The organism is Rhodococcus sp. SGAir0479 (genome assembly GCF_005484805.1).
GTDB lineage: Bacteria > Actinomycetota > Actinomycetes > Mycobacteriales > Mycobacteriaceae > Prescottella.
In genome coordinates this window covers 268267-285464 of the sequence record NZ_CP039432.1, presented here as the reverse complement: position 1 = coordinate 285464, position 17198 = coordinate 268267, and the positions used below count along the sequence as shown (strand labels likewise).

Sequence of the window (17198 nt, the reverse complement as noted above, 5' to 3'; positions counted from 1 at the left end):
TTTCTTCTCCGGCAAGAATGGACAAGGAATGTGTGGGGCGCGCCATGACCGGAGACACATGACACGCCCCACGCCCAAGTCCGTGGACCTGGGAGATCGAGAAACCGTCAGGAGACAGTTGGTGCTTTACGCAGCGTTCGGGATGTTGGTCTGGGTCAGGATCTTCTTCCAGCCCGCGCCGCCGAAGCCATGGGCGATGGCGTAGCCGGCGGTGTCGTCCTTGAAGGCGACCATGGTCAGCTTCTGGGCGAGAACCTCGGTGGGGTTCCACTGCTCGCCGCCGTACTTGCTGACCGCGACCTTCGGCAGCACCTTGTAGACGTAGATCGGGTTGGCGTCGTTGCCGTCCTTGCCGATGATGATCGCCGAGTAGTAGGTGATCTCTTCCGAGGCCGGCTGGGGGAAGAACACTTCACCGGAAGCTGCATTGGCCTTGATCGCCGACAGCGCGGTGCCAGTAGCCAGGTTCAGCGTCAGCGCGGTCGTCTGCTGCGGCTGGAACTCGATGGTGGTGATATCGCTGGTGACGTCGTTGCGCACCGGCTGCAGTTCACCGTAGGACTCGATCGGCGCGGCGGTGATGCCACGAGCGAAGGCGACGCCAGTCTTCTTGTCGATCAGGCCGACGGGCTGGTAGGCCGGCGGCAGCGTCTGCAGGGCGCCGGAGGCGTCGGTCAGCGCGGACGGCGCCGGGGTGTAGTGCGGCGCGATGAAAACGGCCGCGTCGAGCGGCTTGAGCAGCAGGGACCGCTGCGCATTCTTCAGCGCGGTGAGGTTGGTGGCAGGCATGTGTCTCCAATCGAGCGCCCGCGGATGCAGGCATGGTTAACGGAATCGGCACCGAGTGGCGCCGGTGAAAGCCCCGTCGAGGACGGGATTCACCCACCGCCTACTGGCGGCGAGCTTCGATCGAGAACGCGACCTCGACCATCTGGTTGAGCGGGTCGAGGTCCGGCACCTCGGTGAGACCGCGGCCACGACGCAGGATCGGCGGATGGAACTTCGGTTCCTCGGCCGCGATCTCCTCGGTGTAATCGACCAGCACACCGTTGACCCGGTTGGCCGGGGCATCGAGCATCGCTGTTCGGATCCGCACCGAAAGCTGCTGCGCCTGAGCGCGAGTGGTGCCGAAGGCCACCACACTGACTCTCGCCTTGTAGGTGATCGCGTTGATGTCGAGCGTTCCCCCGGTGGTCCGCACCCAGATCAAGGGCAGCGTGGACTGCAGGTCCGCCGAGGTGGCGGGCAAGGTGGTGACGGTGGTCGCGGTCGGGGTGAACAGGTCGACCATGAACTGCTCGAAGTCGGGGAACTCCCCCGGTGCGGGATAGGTCGGCATTACGCTGCTTCCGGTGCCAGGCCGACTATCACCTCGGCGCCGAGAGCGCCCTCAGGCGCACCCTCGGGGGTCTCCGGCGGCGGAATGGCCGCGGCCACTGTCATCGCGACGCCCTGGGCGAGGTCGGACAGCACATTGACATCAGCCTTCAACATCGCGAGTCGCGCGACCACGGCCTGCACTTCGGTCTGGATACGTTCAGCGAGTCCGCTAGGATCATCGGAACTGGGCACGAGATTCTCCAAGTGTTGGGTTCACGGGTAGTCCGTGGAAACGAATGGTTCGGATTCGGTCCGGAGGCATCGACTGCGCTACTGGACCCAGCGGGGTTCCACAAACCCCGTTCTGACACCTCGGGTTACAGACCGATCAGCGGCAGAAGCAGCGGAAGCAAGCTGACAGTGTCGAGGACATCGACGCCGGTACTGAGCATTTCTCATCACCCCCTTTCGCTCTTGCGAGCGGGAGTACTTCAGCGCACGTGGCTCAGATAGGTTGCGATCCGTTCGCGCAACGGGTCGTTGGTGAAAGCCGCGACGTCGGGGGCGGTCTTGATCACGTTGATGGTGGTACTCCGGTCTATCTCCGGGCTAATATGCCCTACGGGCGCACGAAATTGGGGCTGCACCAGCTTCGGGGCGTCCTGGCGGAGGTTCTGTGACGCGGAGGACAGGGTCTGCACCACGGTGCTGACCGTGCTGGTCAACGCGGTGGTCGCGCCCGCGGCGGCGGCTGCGGCCGGGCCTGTGACGGCACCGACCATAGCCGTGATGGCGGCTTCGCCACCTGCGGAGACGATTTCGTCCCGCGTGCCCTTGTAGATGTTGTACCAGTTGTGCCACTGCAGGAACGGAAAGAGCGAGCCGACCGGAGCCGTGGAGAGGAAGCCGCCGGCGTCGGTGGGACCATGCTCGTCCTCCACTTCGCCACCGGAAGCGTAGGCCTTCACGTTGACCATCGCCTTGGTCGGGCCCTTCAGCGGACTGCTGGCGACCGACGCCCACTGCAGGAAGGGAAGCAGGCGTCCCGACCGTGAGACCGACAGTGCACCATCATCATAGCCGGTGCGGCGGCCTTCCCATTCGCCGTCGGCGAAACGCACGAACTGTGCGTCATCTCGTACATCTTCGAAAGACATTGTCGACCATCCATTTGGTTCCAGGCGGTGACCGCGGGTCGGTGCGCATTGAGCAGCGCGGCGAGCCGGTCGCAGTAACCGTCAGTTCGGTATATGAGGCTGCGGGCGAGACGGATACGGTCGGCCGGTGAGCTTTCCACCCGCCCAGGACGGCGAAGCTGAAAGCCGACACGGTGTCGGCAAGCATGCGAAGCGACGAATCGGCAGGGCAGCAGGTGATTCCATCGGAATGGCGGGCTACTTGCATCCGAGGATCTCCGCACGGTTCGGGGGTAGCACGGATCTCCGCGACCAGCGCCCGAACGCCCATCGCGAGCGACTACCCCTCGGAGCAACCGGCAACGAGGTTCTGCGGGTTGGCGGGACCGACACTGGCCGGGACCGATCAGGTACTAGCTGCAGTCGAGCCGGCGCGTGGCGCACGAGAGCATATTCACCGGTGCACCTCGCACGCTCTCCGGTGCCGCGACACGTCAGAACAGTGATCACGTCGTCGACCTTTCTGTATTGCGGAACTCTCTGTGCGGAGATCCATTCGGCAAGTTGGAGAAGTCCCGCCCCCGGAGTCGAGGGGAATGCTCCGGGGGCGGGACTATGACGCCCCTGCGCTGCGACGACGTCTGCGACCGCGGATCACCCGCGGGAGACGGGCGCACAAGGGGCGGGCATGTGGGACGCTCTTAACCCGCTTTTCAACCAGATAGTTGTTCGGGGGCGAACCACATGGGCTGGGAGTGACGGACTATCAGCAATGTCGAGATTGTTGTATTCGAGAGGTGAGAAACGTTGGAAGGAATTCCGATTCGTTCCTGGCCTGTGGCTCAAGCCTACGACGGGGTGTGTGACAACTCACCGAAAAGCGACCAACAGTGCAGGTAAATAGTGGTTTTCAGACATCCTGCCGTTGCCGAGGCTTCATTCCGCGGATTGTCGCCGAGACCCGCCACGAACACGACTCGGATTGGGCGCCGATCGAGTCCGCTGCAGGCAAGCTAGCCTCGCGCTTCACGCTGACTGAGCGGAAGTCCGTGCCACAAACGAAGAATGGTGCCCTGAACACGGATAATTCGACTTGCGACAGTTGAATCAACACCAGTTCGAGGAGCACCATTCAGGTGAGCAAGCCTACCCGCGCCTACCCCCACAGGTCCGCAGACGCCACCGGACCCGGTGTCGTGTCGCACGCCGGCACAGCACAGTCCCTGCCGCTGCGCACCGCCGAGAAAACCTGCTTGACCACCGCTCTGTCGACCAGGTTGGCACCGTGGCGCAAGCCGCTGGCCAGCCACGATCCCGGCAAGATCGTGTTTGACCTCGCGGTGACCCTCGCACTCGGTGTCGACTGCCTCGCCGATATCACCCAACTGCGCAAACCACCCGGAGGTCTTCGGCCGGGTCGCCTCCGACCCGACCGTCTCACGCCTGGTCACCGCACTGGCCGCCGACGCCCCGAAAGCACTCGCAGTGATCAACAACCGCACGCCGCACCGCTCGGGCCCACGCCTGGGCGGCGGACGGCGAACACGCCCCCGACCGCCGCACCGGCTCCAACACCGCCGCCGACCCTCCCCCAAGCACTCCGTGCAGGGCGGTACCCCCATCGCTGTCGTCAAGGACGCGTTGGCGCAGCTGCCGTCCGATCCCGGTTACCGGGTCGGCCGCAAGGTCAAGATCCGCACCCACGTCCTGATCGAGTACCTGACCAAACGCGACCTGGGGTACTCGAACGGGTTCTCACTCACCGACACGATGGCCGCCAAGATCGCGATGATCCCGAAGGAGGTGTGGACCCCGGCCTACGACGCCGACGGGAAGGTCCGCGACGGCGCCTGGGTCGCCGAATTGACCGGCCTACTGGATCTTTCGGGCTGGCCGACCGGGATGTGGGTGATCGTCCGGAAGGAACCACCGCACCCCGGTGCGCAGTTGCGATTCACCGACACCGACGGGCTGAGACTCACCGGGTTCGTCACCAACACCACTCGCGGCCAGCTGCCGGATCTCGAACTACGGCGCCGGAGGCGAGCGCGCTACGAGGACTGCATCCGGACCACGAAAGACACCGGACTGCGGAGCCTTCCGCTGCACGGGTTTGACCAGAATCGGATCTGGCTGGCGGCCGTGCCGTTGGCGTGCGAGCTGACTGCGTGGACGCAGATGCTCGCCTTCAACACTGATCCGGCACGCCGCTGGGAACCCAAACGCCTGCGGTTGCGTCTGCTCTCGATCACCGGCCGTATCGCCCGGCATGCCCGCCGCAGTCACTCGAAACTGTCCGCGCATGCACCGCACGTGGACCTGCTGACCGCCGGACTCGGGCGCCTCGCTGCGCTACCGGTTCCGACCTGACCTGCGTCAACCTGCTCGACCGAGACGAAAGGCAAGCCACATTCGGGGCCGTGGACCCCGACGTCACCCGACCGCGTCGGGTACTCGCTCACGGACGAACACGTTTCCTCGATCTAGACACCCAGTACGAAGCCACTCAGGCCAGCACGCGGGACTCACGAAAGATCGAGGCTGGTGCGAGCTGCGCAAGCTATCGATTTTCAGGAATGACAGCGAGTCGGGCCGGCTGCAGCCTCAACCGACCTCACATCTACTCGTCTTCGGCGCTCTGCTCGATTTCGTCGCGCCATTGCTGGTACGCAGGACTGACCAGATACACCCAGACCGATGAGACGCCGATCTTGGCCCTCACCACCAGGCCCGGAAGGTCCCAGCGCAGGCCGCGGGTCGGTTCGATCCACCAATCCGTGGGCCGCTGCCCGAGCAGTTCGAACATCCGCTGCACGAGTGCATTGAAAACTTCATCCAGCTCCGGCTCCAAGTCGCTCCGACCGAGAACGACATCACTGGCACGGAAGGCGATCTGGTTGATCGCTCGCGACAAGTCGGTTGTCGATATGTCCGCGACGCCCACCATCACATCGGGGCGATTGACTTCGAGATTGGTCACGGCTGCTGGAAACTGCTCATCGAGGCCGCTGACCTGCCAGCCGACCTGACCGCAGAACGGCGGCAGGTCATGGACGGTCCACGTCCAGTCGAACTCAGCGGCCGCGCGCACCGCCTGGGCAGCGCGTTCGATATCTGCTCGCATCTTCTACAGCTCTCTCTCGTAGTCAGAGTTGGTGATTCGGTAGTGGCCGTCACGGCGGTCGTAGCCTCCCACATCACGACGGGGCCAAGTATTCACAGGTAAGTCATGCCGCGGAGTCGTTCGTCATCCGAGACGATCTGTCCGGGCGGCGGCGTGTGCTGCACGACGTTGACTGTCAATGATTCGTTTGCCGGTGTTCGAGGGGGCCGGAACCCGGGTAGCAGGGCAGGCACCGCAGGTACTGGAACAGCGAGTTGCCCGATCGCGGCGACATCGTGCAACCCTGCCTGGATCAGGCCACCGAGCCAGCCACCGGCCTGACCGAGCACACCGACCGGGAAGTTCCCCGCCCCCACGAAGGGGTTAGCCCGCGATAACGGCAGTGCGACCCCGCGCAGTCTAGGGCCAGGTCCATTACCGGTAGTTTGGCCGATAACCGTCTCGGCGGGGATACCTTCCGGTGTCGGGATCTGCTCGGAACCATAAACGATAATGTTCCCTTTGGTGTCGACCTTGATCAGCCGATAACCCACCCTGGAAGGGTCTTCGTTCTCAATGGCTGTCCACACCTCGTGATCGATAAGCCACTGCTTGAACTCGGGATCGTTTTCAGCGTCCTCCTTGAGTTTATGCCAGAGATACGGGTCGGTCATCTGCTGGGCACGGATGTCAGTGTCGATACCGGGTCCGGCGGAGACGGTCGCCTCGCCTGGCCGCGGGGGGCCTGGGTTACCGCCTTTTGCTTCGATCACCATGACTTCACCGTTCTTGACGGCGACGATGTCGTGCGTGCCCGAGCCTCTGGGTCGGGCGTTCACTGTCCACCCGTCGGTTTTGAGCATCGCGATCGCCCCGGCTTCGCCGAGCAGTTCCTTGGCGCCATCAACCACCGCCTTGGAAGCCCACCATTCGTTGATTGCGTTATCCAGCAAGAGCTTCGGAGCGCCGAGATCAGCCAGCCTTTCCAGCTCCTCCTCGCTCGTTTCCAAGCTGGGGCTGGTGAGTTTGGCAATGTCCGCGCCGAACGGGTTCCCGAGCTGCTCGATCACGCCGCGAAATGTCTGCTGGTAGAGCAGTGTGCCTTGGAGGACGGCAAGAGCTGCCATGATCGGTGGCCGGTGCTCTTCATCGACGTCATCAAGACCCGATTCCAAGAGTTTGTATAGAACAGCCTGAAGGTTGAGTTCGGTCTTTGTGGTCGGATTCTTCGCGAAGGTGCCGGGCTTCATACCTGCTGGGTTTCCCTTAGCCCACACCAGTGAATTGCCCCGCCAGTATGTTCCTTCTACCGGAACCCACTTCTGTCCGTCCACCGCGCTAGGGAAAAGGATCTGGGTAGAAACCGTGCCCGGGTCATCAGCCGGGCTCGATCGACTGGGTTCCGTGGGTTGCGTGACCAACGGAGAGCGGGGAGCGGTCGGCGAAATGTCGACAGGTGCCACCACGGTGGGTCGCGGTTCGAGCAAAGGGGGAGGTTGAACGCCCTCGTCGCCGTTGACCCTGGGCGGAATCCACGGCTGCGGCTGTCCAATCTCTGGAAGCGAGTTCGGGTCGACAGGCTTGACGCCATCGTCCTGGGGTTCGCCGTGCGGGCTGCCCGGGAACACCCCGGACTTCCACATGACATAAGTAAGTCCGACCCCGACGAATACACCGATGGCCGCGGTCACCGCCGCGCCAGGCCCCGTGGGGGCTCCCGCCGCAGCACCTGCCGCAGCCCCGGACGCCGCGCTTTCGGCGAGGGCTGCCCCCAGCGTCGTTCCGGTACCGACCGCCCCGCCTATGAGGCCGGCCAGACCCGCGGACGGGTCCACCGTCGACGCCGATCCACCCTCACCAATCGCGTTGCCAGAGCTGTCGATCGTGAACAGGTACTCGCCGGCAGAGTTCAGTAATGCCCATCGTGGGGCGCCGTTGTCATCAGCCAGACGTAGCCGGAGCGCGGGATCACCCTCGCCCTTCGCCAACAGCGGCGTGCCGTTGGAGCCATAGTTGATGTCGACCGACGAACCATCGGCAAGCGGAACCTGTTGAGTCCTGCCCCAATAGGTCGGCTCCTGTCCGGGAACCACCACATTCCAGTCGGTGGTGGGCACGCCATCCGGGCCGATCGTTGTCTCACCCTCGAATTTCGTTCCGGGAGGCGTCATTTCAAGTACCAGTTGACCCAATACGCCCACGCCCGGTGGGGGTGGATTCAGTCCTCCGCTGCCCGGTTTGTCGGCGTTCACGCTTGGAGGGAGCAACAACGACTCAAGGTCTTTGGGCACGGTGGTCTTTGGGAGGTCCTCGACGGAATAGGTCGATCTTCCTAGTACCAACGGTGCTGCTGCCGGATTGCTGGGATAAGTAGTGATGCCCAGTTCTCCGGTCGGGTCGTAAGGATTCACCGCCATTGGAGGCTGAGGCTCGGGAAGCGGCTCCCCGTCGGGCCCTACGCCAATCATGTCGAAGGGACTGACGTTCGTGGACTCGACAGGGCTGGCTGGATTTCCGGGAAAAGTGGTGATGCCCAGTTCCCCGGTCGGGTCGTAAGGATTCACCGCCATTGGAGGCTGAGGCTCGGGAAGCGGCTCCCCGTCGGGCCCTACGCCAATCATGTCGAAGGGACTGACGTTCGTGGACTCGCCGGTCTCGCCGGACTCGTGCGCCTTCGTGCGCTTAGTTGGTGGGGGACCTTTGTGGCCTTCGGTTGCCATGGGTGTACCTCGGTGTTTCGTGAAAGAGGCCGCACCCCAGGGTGGGGAGCGGCCGAAAAGGGGGCGGAAAGGAAAGCGCGGTACCCGATCGAAGGGGTATCTACCGGTGCGGAATCGATGGGACGTCGGTCATATGGGCCACGGTGCACTCAAGGGGTGAAAGGTTGGCAGCCAGGGCCACTTCGCCCAAATTCGCCAGGGTCCGCAACGAAGAGTGGACACGAAGGGGCCAAAGCAGCCTGCGCCGGAAACGCTGCCTGGGTGAGATAATTCATGGCCAGTCTCAGCGTTCTCGAACCTCGATCGGCCACCACGGACCACCTCACACCGAGGGCATCAGCCTATCGGGTGTTTTGCGACAGTCCGACGAATGTCGACCACCAGTGCAGGTAGAGAACGATTTTGGTGAAAGTGCTGCGGCAGGCAGCGTGGCCTGTCTGCGTGCAGCGGGCGCCCCGGGGTTGGTTGACTTCCGACTGGTGAGGATGTGTCGTAGCCCAGAAGGATCGCGAAAGACCCAACGCGGCAGTCGATATCCATGCCACGATCCGGCGTTCGGGTGCCGGTTCGTCGCGGACGAACTGCCCCATCACGACATCGCCGCCGGCGAAAACCGCGTCCATCGGCTGTGCTCCCTGTAGCGGAGTTAGTCCACGTTCGCCAAGAAACCCGGCCGAGACCGCAGGACGGAACCTCCGGTCTACGGCGACCCAATCACCCGCGACTTCGCTACGCCGTATCCGAATATGTTGTGGCTGAATAGCATTCAGCGCGAGTCGCACCGCTGAAGGCAAGCTCTGCCTGTACGCGATCAAGGATTGCTACTCCAGCAAGATCGTCGGCCACTCGGTGGCCGCACGCATGCCCTCTGACCTCGCCCAGTGCACGTCGGTCGCGTTCACCGGGCGGCACGTCGAGGCCGCATCGACACCTCGGTCGGGACCACCGGGCGCAGCTACAACAATGCACTCACGGGGACGATCAACGGCCTCTACAAGACCGAACTGTTCAAAGCCTGGGGCCTGTGGCGGACCGTTGCCCAGGTCGAAATCGCGACCTTCGAATGGGTCGACTGGTTCAACCACCGCAGGCTGTACGAGTACTGCGGCGACCTGCCGCCAGTTGAATTCGAGGCCCTCCACTACCGGTATCACCGAACTCCGAAGTGAGGGCGGTCATGCGGCGGAGCTTCCACTACGATCGAACCGGAGCGGGAGCGCGTAAGGGTTAGAGAGCGGGCGGGATGAAGCGGCTTTCGAACTTGTCCAACCGACCGATGACATCAGCGAGGGCGTCGACCAGGGTGTGGCCGCCGAGCTGCGGCCAGCCGGCGTACTGGCCCAGGTCACGTTGGTCCAGGCCGCACAGCTGTTCGCGGATGTCCTTGACATCGCTGCTGATCGGGCCGCAGAACTTGGTGATGAAGTCCTGGAGCTGGGTGACTTCTGAAGCGCTCATCGGCGCGTCCTTTCTCTCGAGGAAGGCCGCTACGTCGCGGCGGAATTCGTCCATGTCAATGCCGGCGGGGTCGATCTTTCCCTCTCGGCTGTACTCCCGGTGGGCTACGCAGTCATCAGCGGTGCGGCCGATGCGGCCCAGAATGGCGGCGCAGCCTCGTTTGTAAGCGTCGAGCTGCACTGTGGTCCAGTCGGTTCCGTCGCCGCGGGATACGGCTTCGATGCCGATCACGTGGTAGTTGGCGTTGTCGGTGGGCCAGCCAGGCCAGGAGCCGCGACCGGCGTGCCAGCAGACGCCCGCGGCGATGATGCGGAAGGTGCCGTCGCGTTCCAGCACCAGCTGGGCGAGCGGGCCGTCCAGGTCGGGGCGGCCGTACTGGACGATGCGCCAGTCCTGGGTGCCGCCGCCGGCGGTGTGGTGGCACAGCACGCCGCGCAGGTCGCGGAAGTCGCCGTGGCCCCGGTCGCGCCAACCTTCGTGCTCGATCACCCGCAGGCCGGCCGCGCGCAGCGCGTCGGCCAGCCAGATCGGGTCTCCGGTCCAAGACATCGGGTATTTCCTTCGCTGTATGCATTCGTTGGTTGGGACATTCGGTGCTCCGCAAGCACTGAAGGTGCGGAAGAGGGCGTGACTCGGCGGGCCAGCGAGGAAAGTGGCACCGACCCGGTGGAGGGGCCAAGGAAGCGAATGATGTTGGCAGAGAGGGCCCAAACATCCGATGACTGCAATGACATCGAAATACGTCGCTATGCAGCAGATCTGCATCTACACCATCCGACGACCCGAGCCTATCAGCGGGTCCGTGACGGATCCGGGGAAACTGTCCAACACCCCAGGTAAATAGCCATCACCGGCTCCAGTCATGGGTGTGTTTTTCCTTCAGTGAGGGTGGGCCATCACGCAGTGGTCAACGAGTTACCTACCAAAGTGACTCATTTCGAGGATCTACGCTCTCCCGAGATGAAATCCGCACTCACCGGGGCCATTCATTTTCAGAGTGCGGGAACCGCCGTCACACCCGTCCCGATCGCAGGGGCGGCCGTACCCGTCAAAATCTGCGGCCCGACTGCTGGGCAACTCAGCCCGTGCTCGCGCCGCAGGAATGAGCGGTAAACTCGCAACAATGACATACGAGTTGGACCCGCAGACACCCGACGAGTTCGATGGTGACATCACCTCGACCTCGGATTCGGGCCCGTCAGACACAGCCGACTACCACGGGCGATCAAACGGAACACTCCCAAGGGTCGGCGATTTGTCCGATTTGGACGAGGAGGACAAGCGCCTGTACGACGAGTTTCTGGCCGCTCTGAGGTAACTGCGACAACGTACGCACGAAACCAGCAACCCATGAGGTCTTCTCCGTAGTTCCAGTTTCGAACGAGGTGTCAGCAACAATGGCCAGGCGCAGCGGCAACAAACGGTACGACGCGCGGGTCCAGGCGGCGACACTTGGCGTCACAATCGGCCATGTCGGCTTCGCAGCACCGATTGTCATTTGGCAACCGAAATTCAGGGCGATACTAGTCACCGCGGACCTGACCACAGTGGATCGTCGAGAAGCACTCGCCCACGCGCTCGCGCACGCGCAACTGGAGCACTCGGAGACAGTCCGAAAAGCACGTGCCGGCCGCGAATCTCGTCAGAGGGTGGAACTCCGCGTTTACGAGCTGGCGTGTCGCAACCTGATTCCTATCGCGCATCTCAGAGATGCGCTCGCGCGTTATACCAGCGTCGAGGACGTTGCCGGCTGGCTCCAGGTGAATCCCGATACGGTGCGCTATCGACTCCAGTACCTGTCGCACACGGAACGGCGAGTGTTGACCCCGGACATCGTGAATCGTCTCGACTGGTATGCAGACGCGAAGTACCCGCTGCCGGTCACCTGCATCTGGACCAACTCCGCGCCGCTACCGGCATACCGGAAGCTGCCCGAGGTCCTCAGAAGATTTCGGTAGTCCCAAATGCAGAAGTCCCTGAAATCTGTCACGATTCACGCTGATCGGCGATAGCTCCCCTGTGGCAGCGCACAAAGTTCAATCACATCGCCCAGGCGGTACACAGTGTCGTTTCCTACTACATGGCCAGTCAGCTTGCCTCGACGGGCCCACTGCCTGATCCGATCGGCGGAGATACGGTCACCGGCGCCGTCGGACAGCAGCCGCGCGAGTTGAGCCGCGGTACCCATGACTTCGTAGGCCTGGTCCAACATTTCGCGGCGGCGACGCCGCACGGCGACGACAGTCCCGCAGTCCTCGCATCGGACGAGGTCGGCATCGGGCCGGGCCGAGAGTCCCCGGCCGCACTCACAGTTGCCAACACCGACACGAGATTCCGGGCGGTCGATCGTGCGGTACCCCAACCGAGTAACCCTCGACAATGAGGCATCCAATCCGACGAACACATCCGAGTCATCGAAAATCGAGGGCAGGTGACGGATGAGAAACCGGCACTGCTCAATGGTGGTGACGGGAGCGCGCTGCGCGATGGCAGCCGAGACCTTCGCGGCATAAGTGGTCAGTACCCCCGCGATGTCTCGGCGCGCTTTCGCGGCACCGCTGTTGAACGGCAGGACCTGCTCAGCTCTCGGCGTGCGCACATACCCGAGCGAACCCGCAGAGGTAATGACGTCTGTGCGACTCAGAGTGATATCGAGCTCCACCAACAGCGTTGGGATGGATTCGAGGGCCGCCATGACAGCGGCGCGACGCTCGGAGGCAAGATGTTCGGTGGACATATGACCTTCCTGACTAGGCGGACAGATCCAGCCCCGCCGCGGGTTCCTGCGGGTTGTATCGGACATACACGACTCCTGCGCGCACCTCTGACTCGAAGCCCGGACCGAACGCGGCCGCCATTCCTGTGCGGAGACGATGTTTGGTGGAGTGCGGGTATCGCGTCGGCCACGGATACAAAGCCCACCGTCCAGGACGACTGCGCAACTCGTCGGCAAACTGCCGATTCTCGCGTTCACGGGCACGGGTCTGCGGAGGAGGCAGCTGGACAGGGTCGGTGGACATGAGATTCCTTCCGGATACACAGCGCAAGTTGAGGATCACCGATGCAACCGGACGAGCACTAACCCCCACGACAGCGCCGTCGCACAGTGCGACGCAGCAACCAGGTTACATCCCTGCATGCAACAAATCAATACAAACAACTGTGCCACTCCGACGAAGCAGCCTGTCACATGTCTTGACGCCGGGCCTACCAGGCGTTTACCCCGCCCGAAGGTTATCCGAGAATGCACCAGCGAGGATGTATCAGATGTGTGTAATTGTTGGTAATGGTATAGGATCAAATACATGAGCAATCGTCAAAGCGCCCCAGTGCCCAGGGAGGTCAGCGAGGCGATCCGTCACGCGAGGCAGGCCAAGGGCCTATCCCGTGATGCTGCGGCACGAGCGGCCGGGGTCAGCGTCAGCCTCTGGGCGCAGGTCGAGTTAGGCACCCAGTACAAAGGCGAAAACAAAGTCGACGCCCGGACCACAGCGCGCACACTCCAGGCCATGGCCGAGGCCGTTGGGGTAGACCCTGGTCCATTGCTACGCAAGACGGGACTGAATCAGCCCCCGAACGGCACCCGATCGACTTCGCGCCCGCAGCCCCTCCTCGACTTGACGGGATTGTCGGACGAGGACCTGGGCAGGGTCGCCGCGTTCGTCGCCGGCCTCAGAGCGCGCTGAATTTTCCACACTGACTACATCACTCGTTGCATACAACATGCAACGAGTGATGTACTCTAGCGCTGTGAACGATCAACCACCTTGCCTTGGACGCCCTGGATTCCTGCGCCCCAAGGACGCAAGCGGATGGCAGGTGTTGCCGGCCACCATCGCTGCGAAGGCGCTGTGTCAGGACAGATGTCCGCGCGACATCTTCCTGGCTTGCGCGCGTTCAGCTTTGACCGCCGGGACCTGCTTTGAGGAAGAGGAGACCCGCGTCGCCGACGGCGTGGTGATGGCAGGAATCGTCTGTCGCGGCGATGCCCTGACCGAGAGAGCGCTCCGCCGTGTAATCAAGCAACTCGCGCAGGCGCCGACGACGCGCCCTAACCAATGCCGCAACTGCCACAAGCCTATGACCACGCGCCGTCGGAAGCTGGTCGGCCACGTCGTCCATGAAGGGGGCGGAATGTGCACAGGGTGCCGCCGTGCACAGCAACGATCGGCGTGATTCGACGCGCAGTGGAGCACTTGCGACTACATGTCCACCAACCGTTTTCGTCGATTCACCAACGACTCGTAACCCAGGCCCGTAACTGCGCCTGATCCGGCCCAAAACGTAATCAGTGTAGGTTAGAGACCATTTTATTGTGGACCGTTCTATGTCGGTTCCATGCTTGGTTGTAATGAATGCGCGGGCGCTGGCTCTGCGCAGTTTGCCGAAGTAGGTTTGAGGCAGGGTTTCGCGGGCAAGAACGGTCACTGCCTGGAGAAGGATTCCCGCGGCGTTGAAGACCGCTGTGCTGATTGCGTCCGTCGCAGTTCAGAGTGATGGCCCCGTCCTTGTGGTAGCGGATTCGGCGAGCACGGCGAATCCCTTGCCCGGGGGGGGCTGCCGAGGCGGCAGTTACCACGATGGCGGTGTCGGTGCAGGCGCCGGCGCCCCCTTCGATACCGGTCGGATACAGGTTGTGCCCAGTGATGATGATGTCCGTGCGGCGGCCGCAAATCACGGTTGCAACCTGCTCGGTAGAGTCTTCGATGTCAACTGTGCGATTCGAGCCATCGGCATGGGTGGCGACACTTCCTCGGGCGGTGAGTTATCCGCTGGTGGTGCTCTCGCTACAGTTCGAACTCCCCTCCGTGCCGGGTCGCAAGCGGTACGCGTGTCCGGGTCGACGACGCGCAACGCCATTCGGACAGCGGCCTTTCCGAGTTTGGGGTAGGCCCGGCCATCGGCCGTAGATGCGGCGATGCCTTTGACTTTAAGCACCTGCCGATCGACACATGGTCCGCCAGCAGACCGAGCTCCCGGCCCGGGGTAGAGATTGCGGCCACTGCTTCGGCCAAGCCGTAACAGTTGGACAGTATTGCTGGCAGACAACATAATTACGATTCTTGCGGCGGGATCAATCGGCAGCGGCGATGCTAGCCAGTTCTACACCGGCCGCGGACGGATCGCTGGCGCTCGCATCGCCGCCGAAGGAAGTGCGGCGTTCGGCGTAGCTACGTCCGGGAGGAGGCGATCACGGCCGATGCTTCGCGAATGCGCTCCGGGAGTGACCGAGGACGCGGTCCGCGCGGCCACCGAGGCCGTCCTCCTCTGGCGACGCGTGGGAGAGTCGCGTATGGACAGCCCACCGGGTGTCAGCCGGCGGCGCGGCTGCGCATCGCGTCCACGAAGACACCGGGGATCTCGGCCGGGGTCCGCGCGACGTGGCTGGTGCCTCCGGTTGCCGCCGAGATCTTCTGCAGGACAGCAGCGTCGGCGTCGGCGGTGATCCCGATCGTGACGATGATGACGGGCCTGGCGGGGTCCTGCTCCTGCTTCAACGTATCGAGCAACTGGTCGAGCGTAATGCTCGACGGGTCCTCGTTGGCACCGTCGGTGAGCAGGATGACGCTGTTGATCGCCGCCGGATCGTAATCCTCCTTCACCTTGCGGAAGGCCGCGAGCGTCGTGTCGTACAGTCCCGTACCGCCCTTGACGAGGCTGGGCAGGGTCCGCACCGCATCGGTCAGCCGTTGGCGGTGGACGACGCCGTCGATCGACTCGTCCAGTCGCCGGATGGGTGCGAGTTCCCGGTAGTCCTTGCCATTGCCGCCGAGCCCGATCGAGAACGCCCACAGACCCAGCTGCGCGTTGTTCGGAAACAGCCGCGCGCCCGTCTCGCTGGCCTGGACGGTGAGCGCGATCCGGGTCTCGGAACCGGCCTGCTCGGCCATCGATCCCGACACGTCCTCGACGACGAGCGCCCGCGACGGCAGCGCCAGCACCGCGAAACGCTTCAGGACCTGGGCGGTCTCGGCGGGATCGGCCACGGCCAGCGTCGCAGCCTCCCCGATGCCGCGCTCGGCGTCGAGCGGGGCACGATCCGGCCCGCGGAAACCGCTCTGGGCCAGCGCGTCCCGACCGGCATCGGAGTTCAGGATCCCGGCGAGCGCCACTCCGGCGTCCTTCGCCGCCGCATGGTCGGCGCCCGTCGCCGTAGCGACCACGGGGTAGTCGAGGAACACCGCGCCCGAGTTGGGTGCGGTGACCGCGAGTCGCACGGGCTGGTCGCCGCGCAGTGCCGCCACCTGCTGCTCCGTCGCGATCGCGACCCCGCCGTCGGAAGCGACGGCCGCGAGACGCTGCGCGGCATCGGCCTCGTGCATGTCGGCCGCCTGCGCCTGGGCGAGAGGAACCAACGCACCCTGGACGGCATCGGCCGCGACGGTGCCGGCGTCCGCCTCGGCGAGGGCGCCGGCGATGGGTGCCGCCGAGACACTGCTGGTGAGCGGATCACCGATACGCATCCCCTGCAGTTGCAGCGCATTGAGCCACGTCGCGAAGAACGGCAGCTCACCGTCGCGCGCGGCGAGCACGACCGGGGTGGCGGCGACGGACGGGACCGCGACGTCGAACAGCGTGCCCGTCGCCGCACCGGCCTTGGCGACCCACTGGGCCGAGTCCGGGATCCACAGGTCCGGGCGGGCATCCTGGCCGGGCGCACCCAGCGCGTCCAGGCCGGAGGCGGCCTCGATCGCGAAACTGCGACAGCCGAGGTCCTCGGCGGCCGCATTCCTGGTGACCGCCGTCAGCACCGGTGCCAGCGACGGGTCGGCCGCGACGGTGTACTCGGTCACCGCGTCGCACCCACCGCCGACCAGACGGTCGACCACGACGTACGCGCCTACACCCACCACCACGGCCGCCGCCAGACCGAGAGCACCGTACTTGACGAGCGGCGAGACCGATTTCGCGCGCGGCGGCGCGCTGTGACGACCGGCCATGGGCTTCGAGACCTCCAGGGGAAGCGCAGGGAGCGCAGGTGGGCGCGGACGATCGGACGGATTCCGACCGGATCAGGCGTAGAGAGCGACGAACTTCTGCAGCGAGCTTTCGATGTCGCCGCGCAGGGCGCGGGCGACACCCGAGCCGATGGGGCCGAACAGCGGAGCGCCCCCGAGATCGATGTCCAGTGCCACCGCCGCGCCGGCGTCGGCGGGCACGACGCTGAGTACGAGACCCAGCTTGACCCCGCCCTTGCCGTCGCCCTTCAGCACCAGCCGGCGGGGCGGCTCGTACTGCTGCAGCGTCCACGTGATCCGGTTGCGTAGACCCTTCACGGTGACGATCGAACTGACGGTGGTGCCCGCAGCGAGCTCGTCGGGCAGCTCACTGCGCCACGCCTCGTGAATGCTGAGCCACTGCTCGAACCCAGCGAGGTCCGACGCCCGGCTCCACGCATCCTCCGGGCTCATGGGCATGTCGAGGGACACCTTCAGCTTGGCCATTGACGGATCGTAACCA

Annotated in this window: 14 protein-coding genes and 1 pseudogene; 5 read left to right on the top strand and 10 right to left on the bottom strand. The window is 64.2% G+C overall.

The genetic code is table 11. From position 1 onward, the window contains the following. Positions 1-126: 126 nt before the first annotated feature. The 4 genes from E7742_RS01350 to E7742_RS01335 form a co-directional block, all read right to left on the bottom strand. Complete coding sequence (locus E7742_RS01350) at positions 127-789, bottom strand: phage tail tube protein (protein WP_137797278.1); 663 nt, start codon at positions 787-789, stop codon at positions 127-129. A 100-nt stretch (positions 790-889) separates the two neighbouring features. Next, positions 890-1339 carry a phage tail termination protein gene (locus tag E7742_RS01345; protein WP_137797277.1) on the bottom strand — a complete coding sequence of 150 codons (450 nt, stop codon included), beginning with the start codon at positions 1337-1339 and terminating at the stop codon, positions 890-892. Next, the gene (locus tag E7742_RS01340; RefSeq protein ID WP_137797276.1) at positions 1339-1572 is read right to left on the bottom strand and encodes a hypothetical protein; all 234 of its coding nucleotides are present in this window, start codon (positions 1570-1572) and stop codon (positions 1339-1341) included. Before E7742_RS01340 ends, E7742_RS01345 begins: the two co-directional genes overlap by 1 nt. Before the next feature lie 239 nt (positions 1573-1811). After that, positions 1812-2477: a hypothetical protein gene (locus E7742_RS01335; protein WP_137797275.1), complete on the bottom strand. Its 666-nt coding sequence runs from the start codon at positions 2475-2477 to the stop codon at positions 1812-1814. A gap of 1115 nt (positions 2478-3592) precedes the next feature. Between E7742_RS01335 and E7742_RS01330 the strand changes: the two are divergent. Continuing rightward, positions 3593-4826, top strand: a pseudogene (locus E7742_RS01330) (transposase). A 250-nt stretch (positions 4827-5076) separates the two neighbouring features. Here E7742_RS01330 and E7742_RS01325 read toward each other — a convergent pair. Both E7742_RS01325 and E7742_RS01320 read right to left on the bottom strand, forming a co-directional pair. Further along, on the bottom strand, positions 5077-5580 hold the full coding sequence (locus E7742_RS01325; protein ID WP_137797274.1) for a DUF6301 family protein: 504 nt from the start codon (positions 5578-5580) through the stop codon (positions 5077-5079). Between the two features lie 92 nt (positions 5581-5672). Next, positions 5673-8123: a hypothetical protein gene (locus tag E7742_RS01320; RefSeq protein WP_137797273.1), complete on the bottom strand. Its 2451-nt coding sequence runs from the start codon at positions 8121-8123 to the stop codon at positions 5673-5675. 1037 nt (positions 8124-9160) lie between these two features. Here E7742_RS01320 and E7742_RS01315 point away from each other — a divergent pair. Then, positions 9161-9448 carry an integrase core domain-containing protein gene (locus tag E7742_RS01315; RefSeq protein ID WP_137797272.1) on the top strand — a complete coding sequence of 96 codons (288 nt, stop codon included), beginning with the start codon at positions 9161-9163 and terminating at the stop codon, positions 9446-9448. 58 nt (positions 9449-9506) lie between these two features. On the opposite strand, the gene E7742_RS01310 is transcribed toward E7742_RS01315, so the two are convergent. Then, entirely contained in the window at positions 9507-10286 is a 780-nt protein-coding gene (locus E7742_RS01310; RefSeq protein WP_137797271.1) for an N-acetylmuramoyl-L-alanine amidase, read from the bottom strand. 848 nt (positions 10287-11134) lie between these two features. On the opposite strand from E7742_RS01310, the gene E7742_RS01305 reads away from it, so the two are divergent. Continuing rightward, complete coding sequence (locus E7742_RS01305; protein ID WP_137797270.1) at positions 11135-11695, top strand: ImmA/IrrE family metallo-endopeptidase; 561 nt, start codon at positions 11135-11137, stop codon at positions 11693-11695. A 35-nt stretch (positions 11696-11730) separates the two neighbouring features. On the opposite strand, the gene E7742_RS01300 is transcribed toward E7742_RS01305, so the two are convergent. After that, a complete protein-coding gene (locus E7742_RS01300) occupies positions 11731-12474 on the bottom strand; it encodes a hypothetical protein (protein ID WP_137797269.1) in 744 nt (247 codons plus the stop codon). Between the two features lie 568 nt (positions 12475-13042). Between E7742_RS01300 and E7742_RS23690 the strand changes: the two genes are divergently transcribed. Beyond that, positions 13043-13423 carry a helix-turn-helix domain-containing protein gene (locus E7742_RS23690; RefSeq protein ID WP_137797268.1) on the top strand — a complete coding sequence of 127 codons (381 nt, stop codon included), beginning with the start codon at positions 13043-13045 and terminating at the stop codon, positions 13421-13423. Between the two features lie 64 nt (positions 13424-13487). After that, positions 13488-13913, top strand: coding sequence for a hypothetical protein (locus E7742_RS01290; RefSeq protein ID WP_137797267.1), 426 nt, complete (start codon positions 13488-13490; stop codon positions 13911-13913). A 1136-nt stretch (positions 13914-15049) separates the two neighbouring features. Here the strand turns inward: E7742_RS01290 and E7742_RS01280 are convergent. Both E7742_RS01280 and E7742_RS01275 read right to left on the bottom strand, forming a co-directional pair. Beyond that, positions 15050-16678, bottom strand: a complete 1629-nt coding sequence (locus E7742_RS01280) for a substrate-binding domain-containing protein (protein ID WP_137797266.1) — start codon at positions 16676-16678, stop codon at positions 15050-15052. A 72-nt stretch (positions 16679-16750) separates the two neighbouring features. Further along, on the bottom strand, positions 16751-17182 hold the full coding sequence (locus tag E7742_RS01275; protein ID WP_137797265.1) for a type II toxin-antitoxin system Rv0910 family toxin: 432 nt from the start codon (positions 17180-17182) through the stop codon (positions 16751-16753). Positions 17183-17198 lie beyond the last annotated feature (16 nt).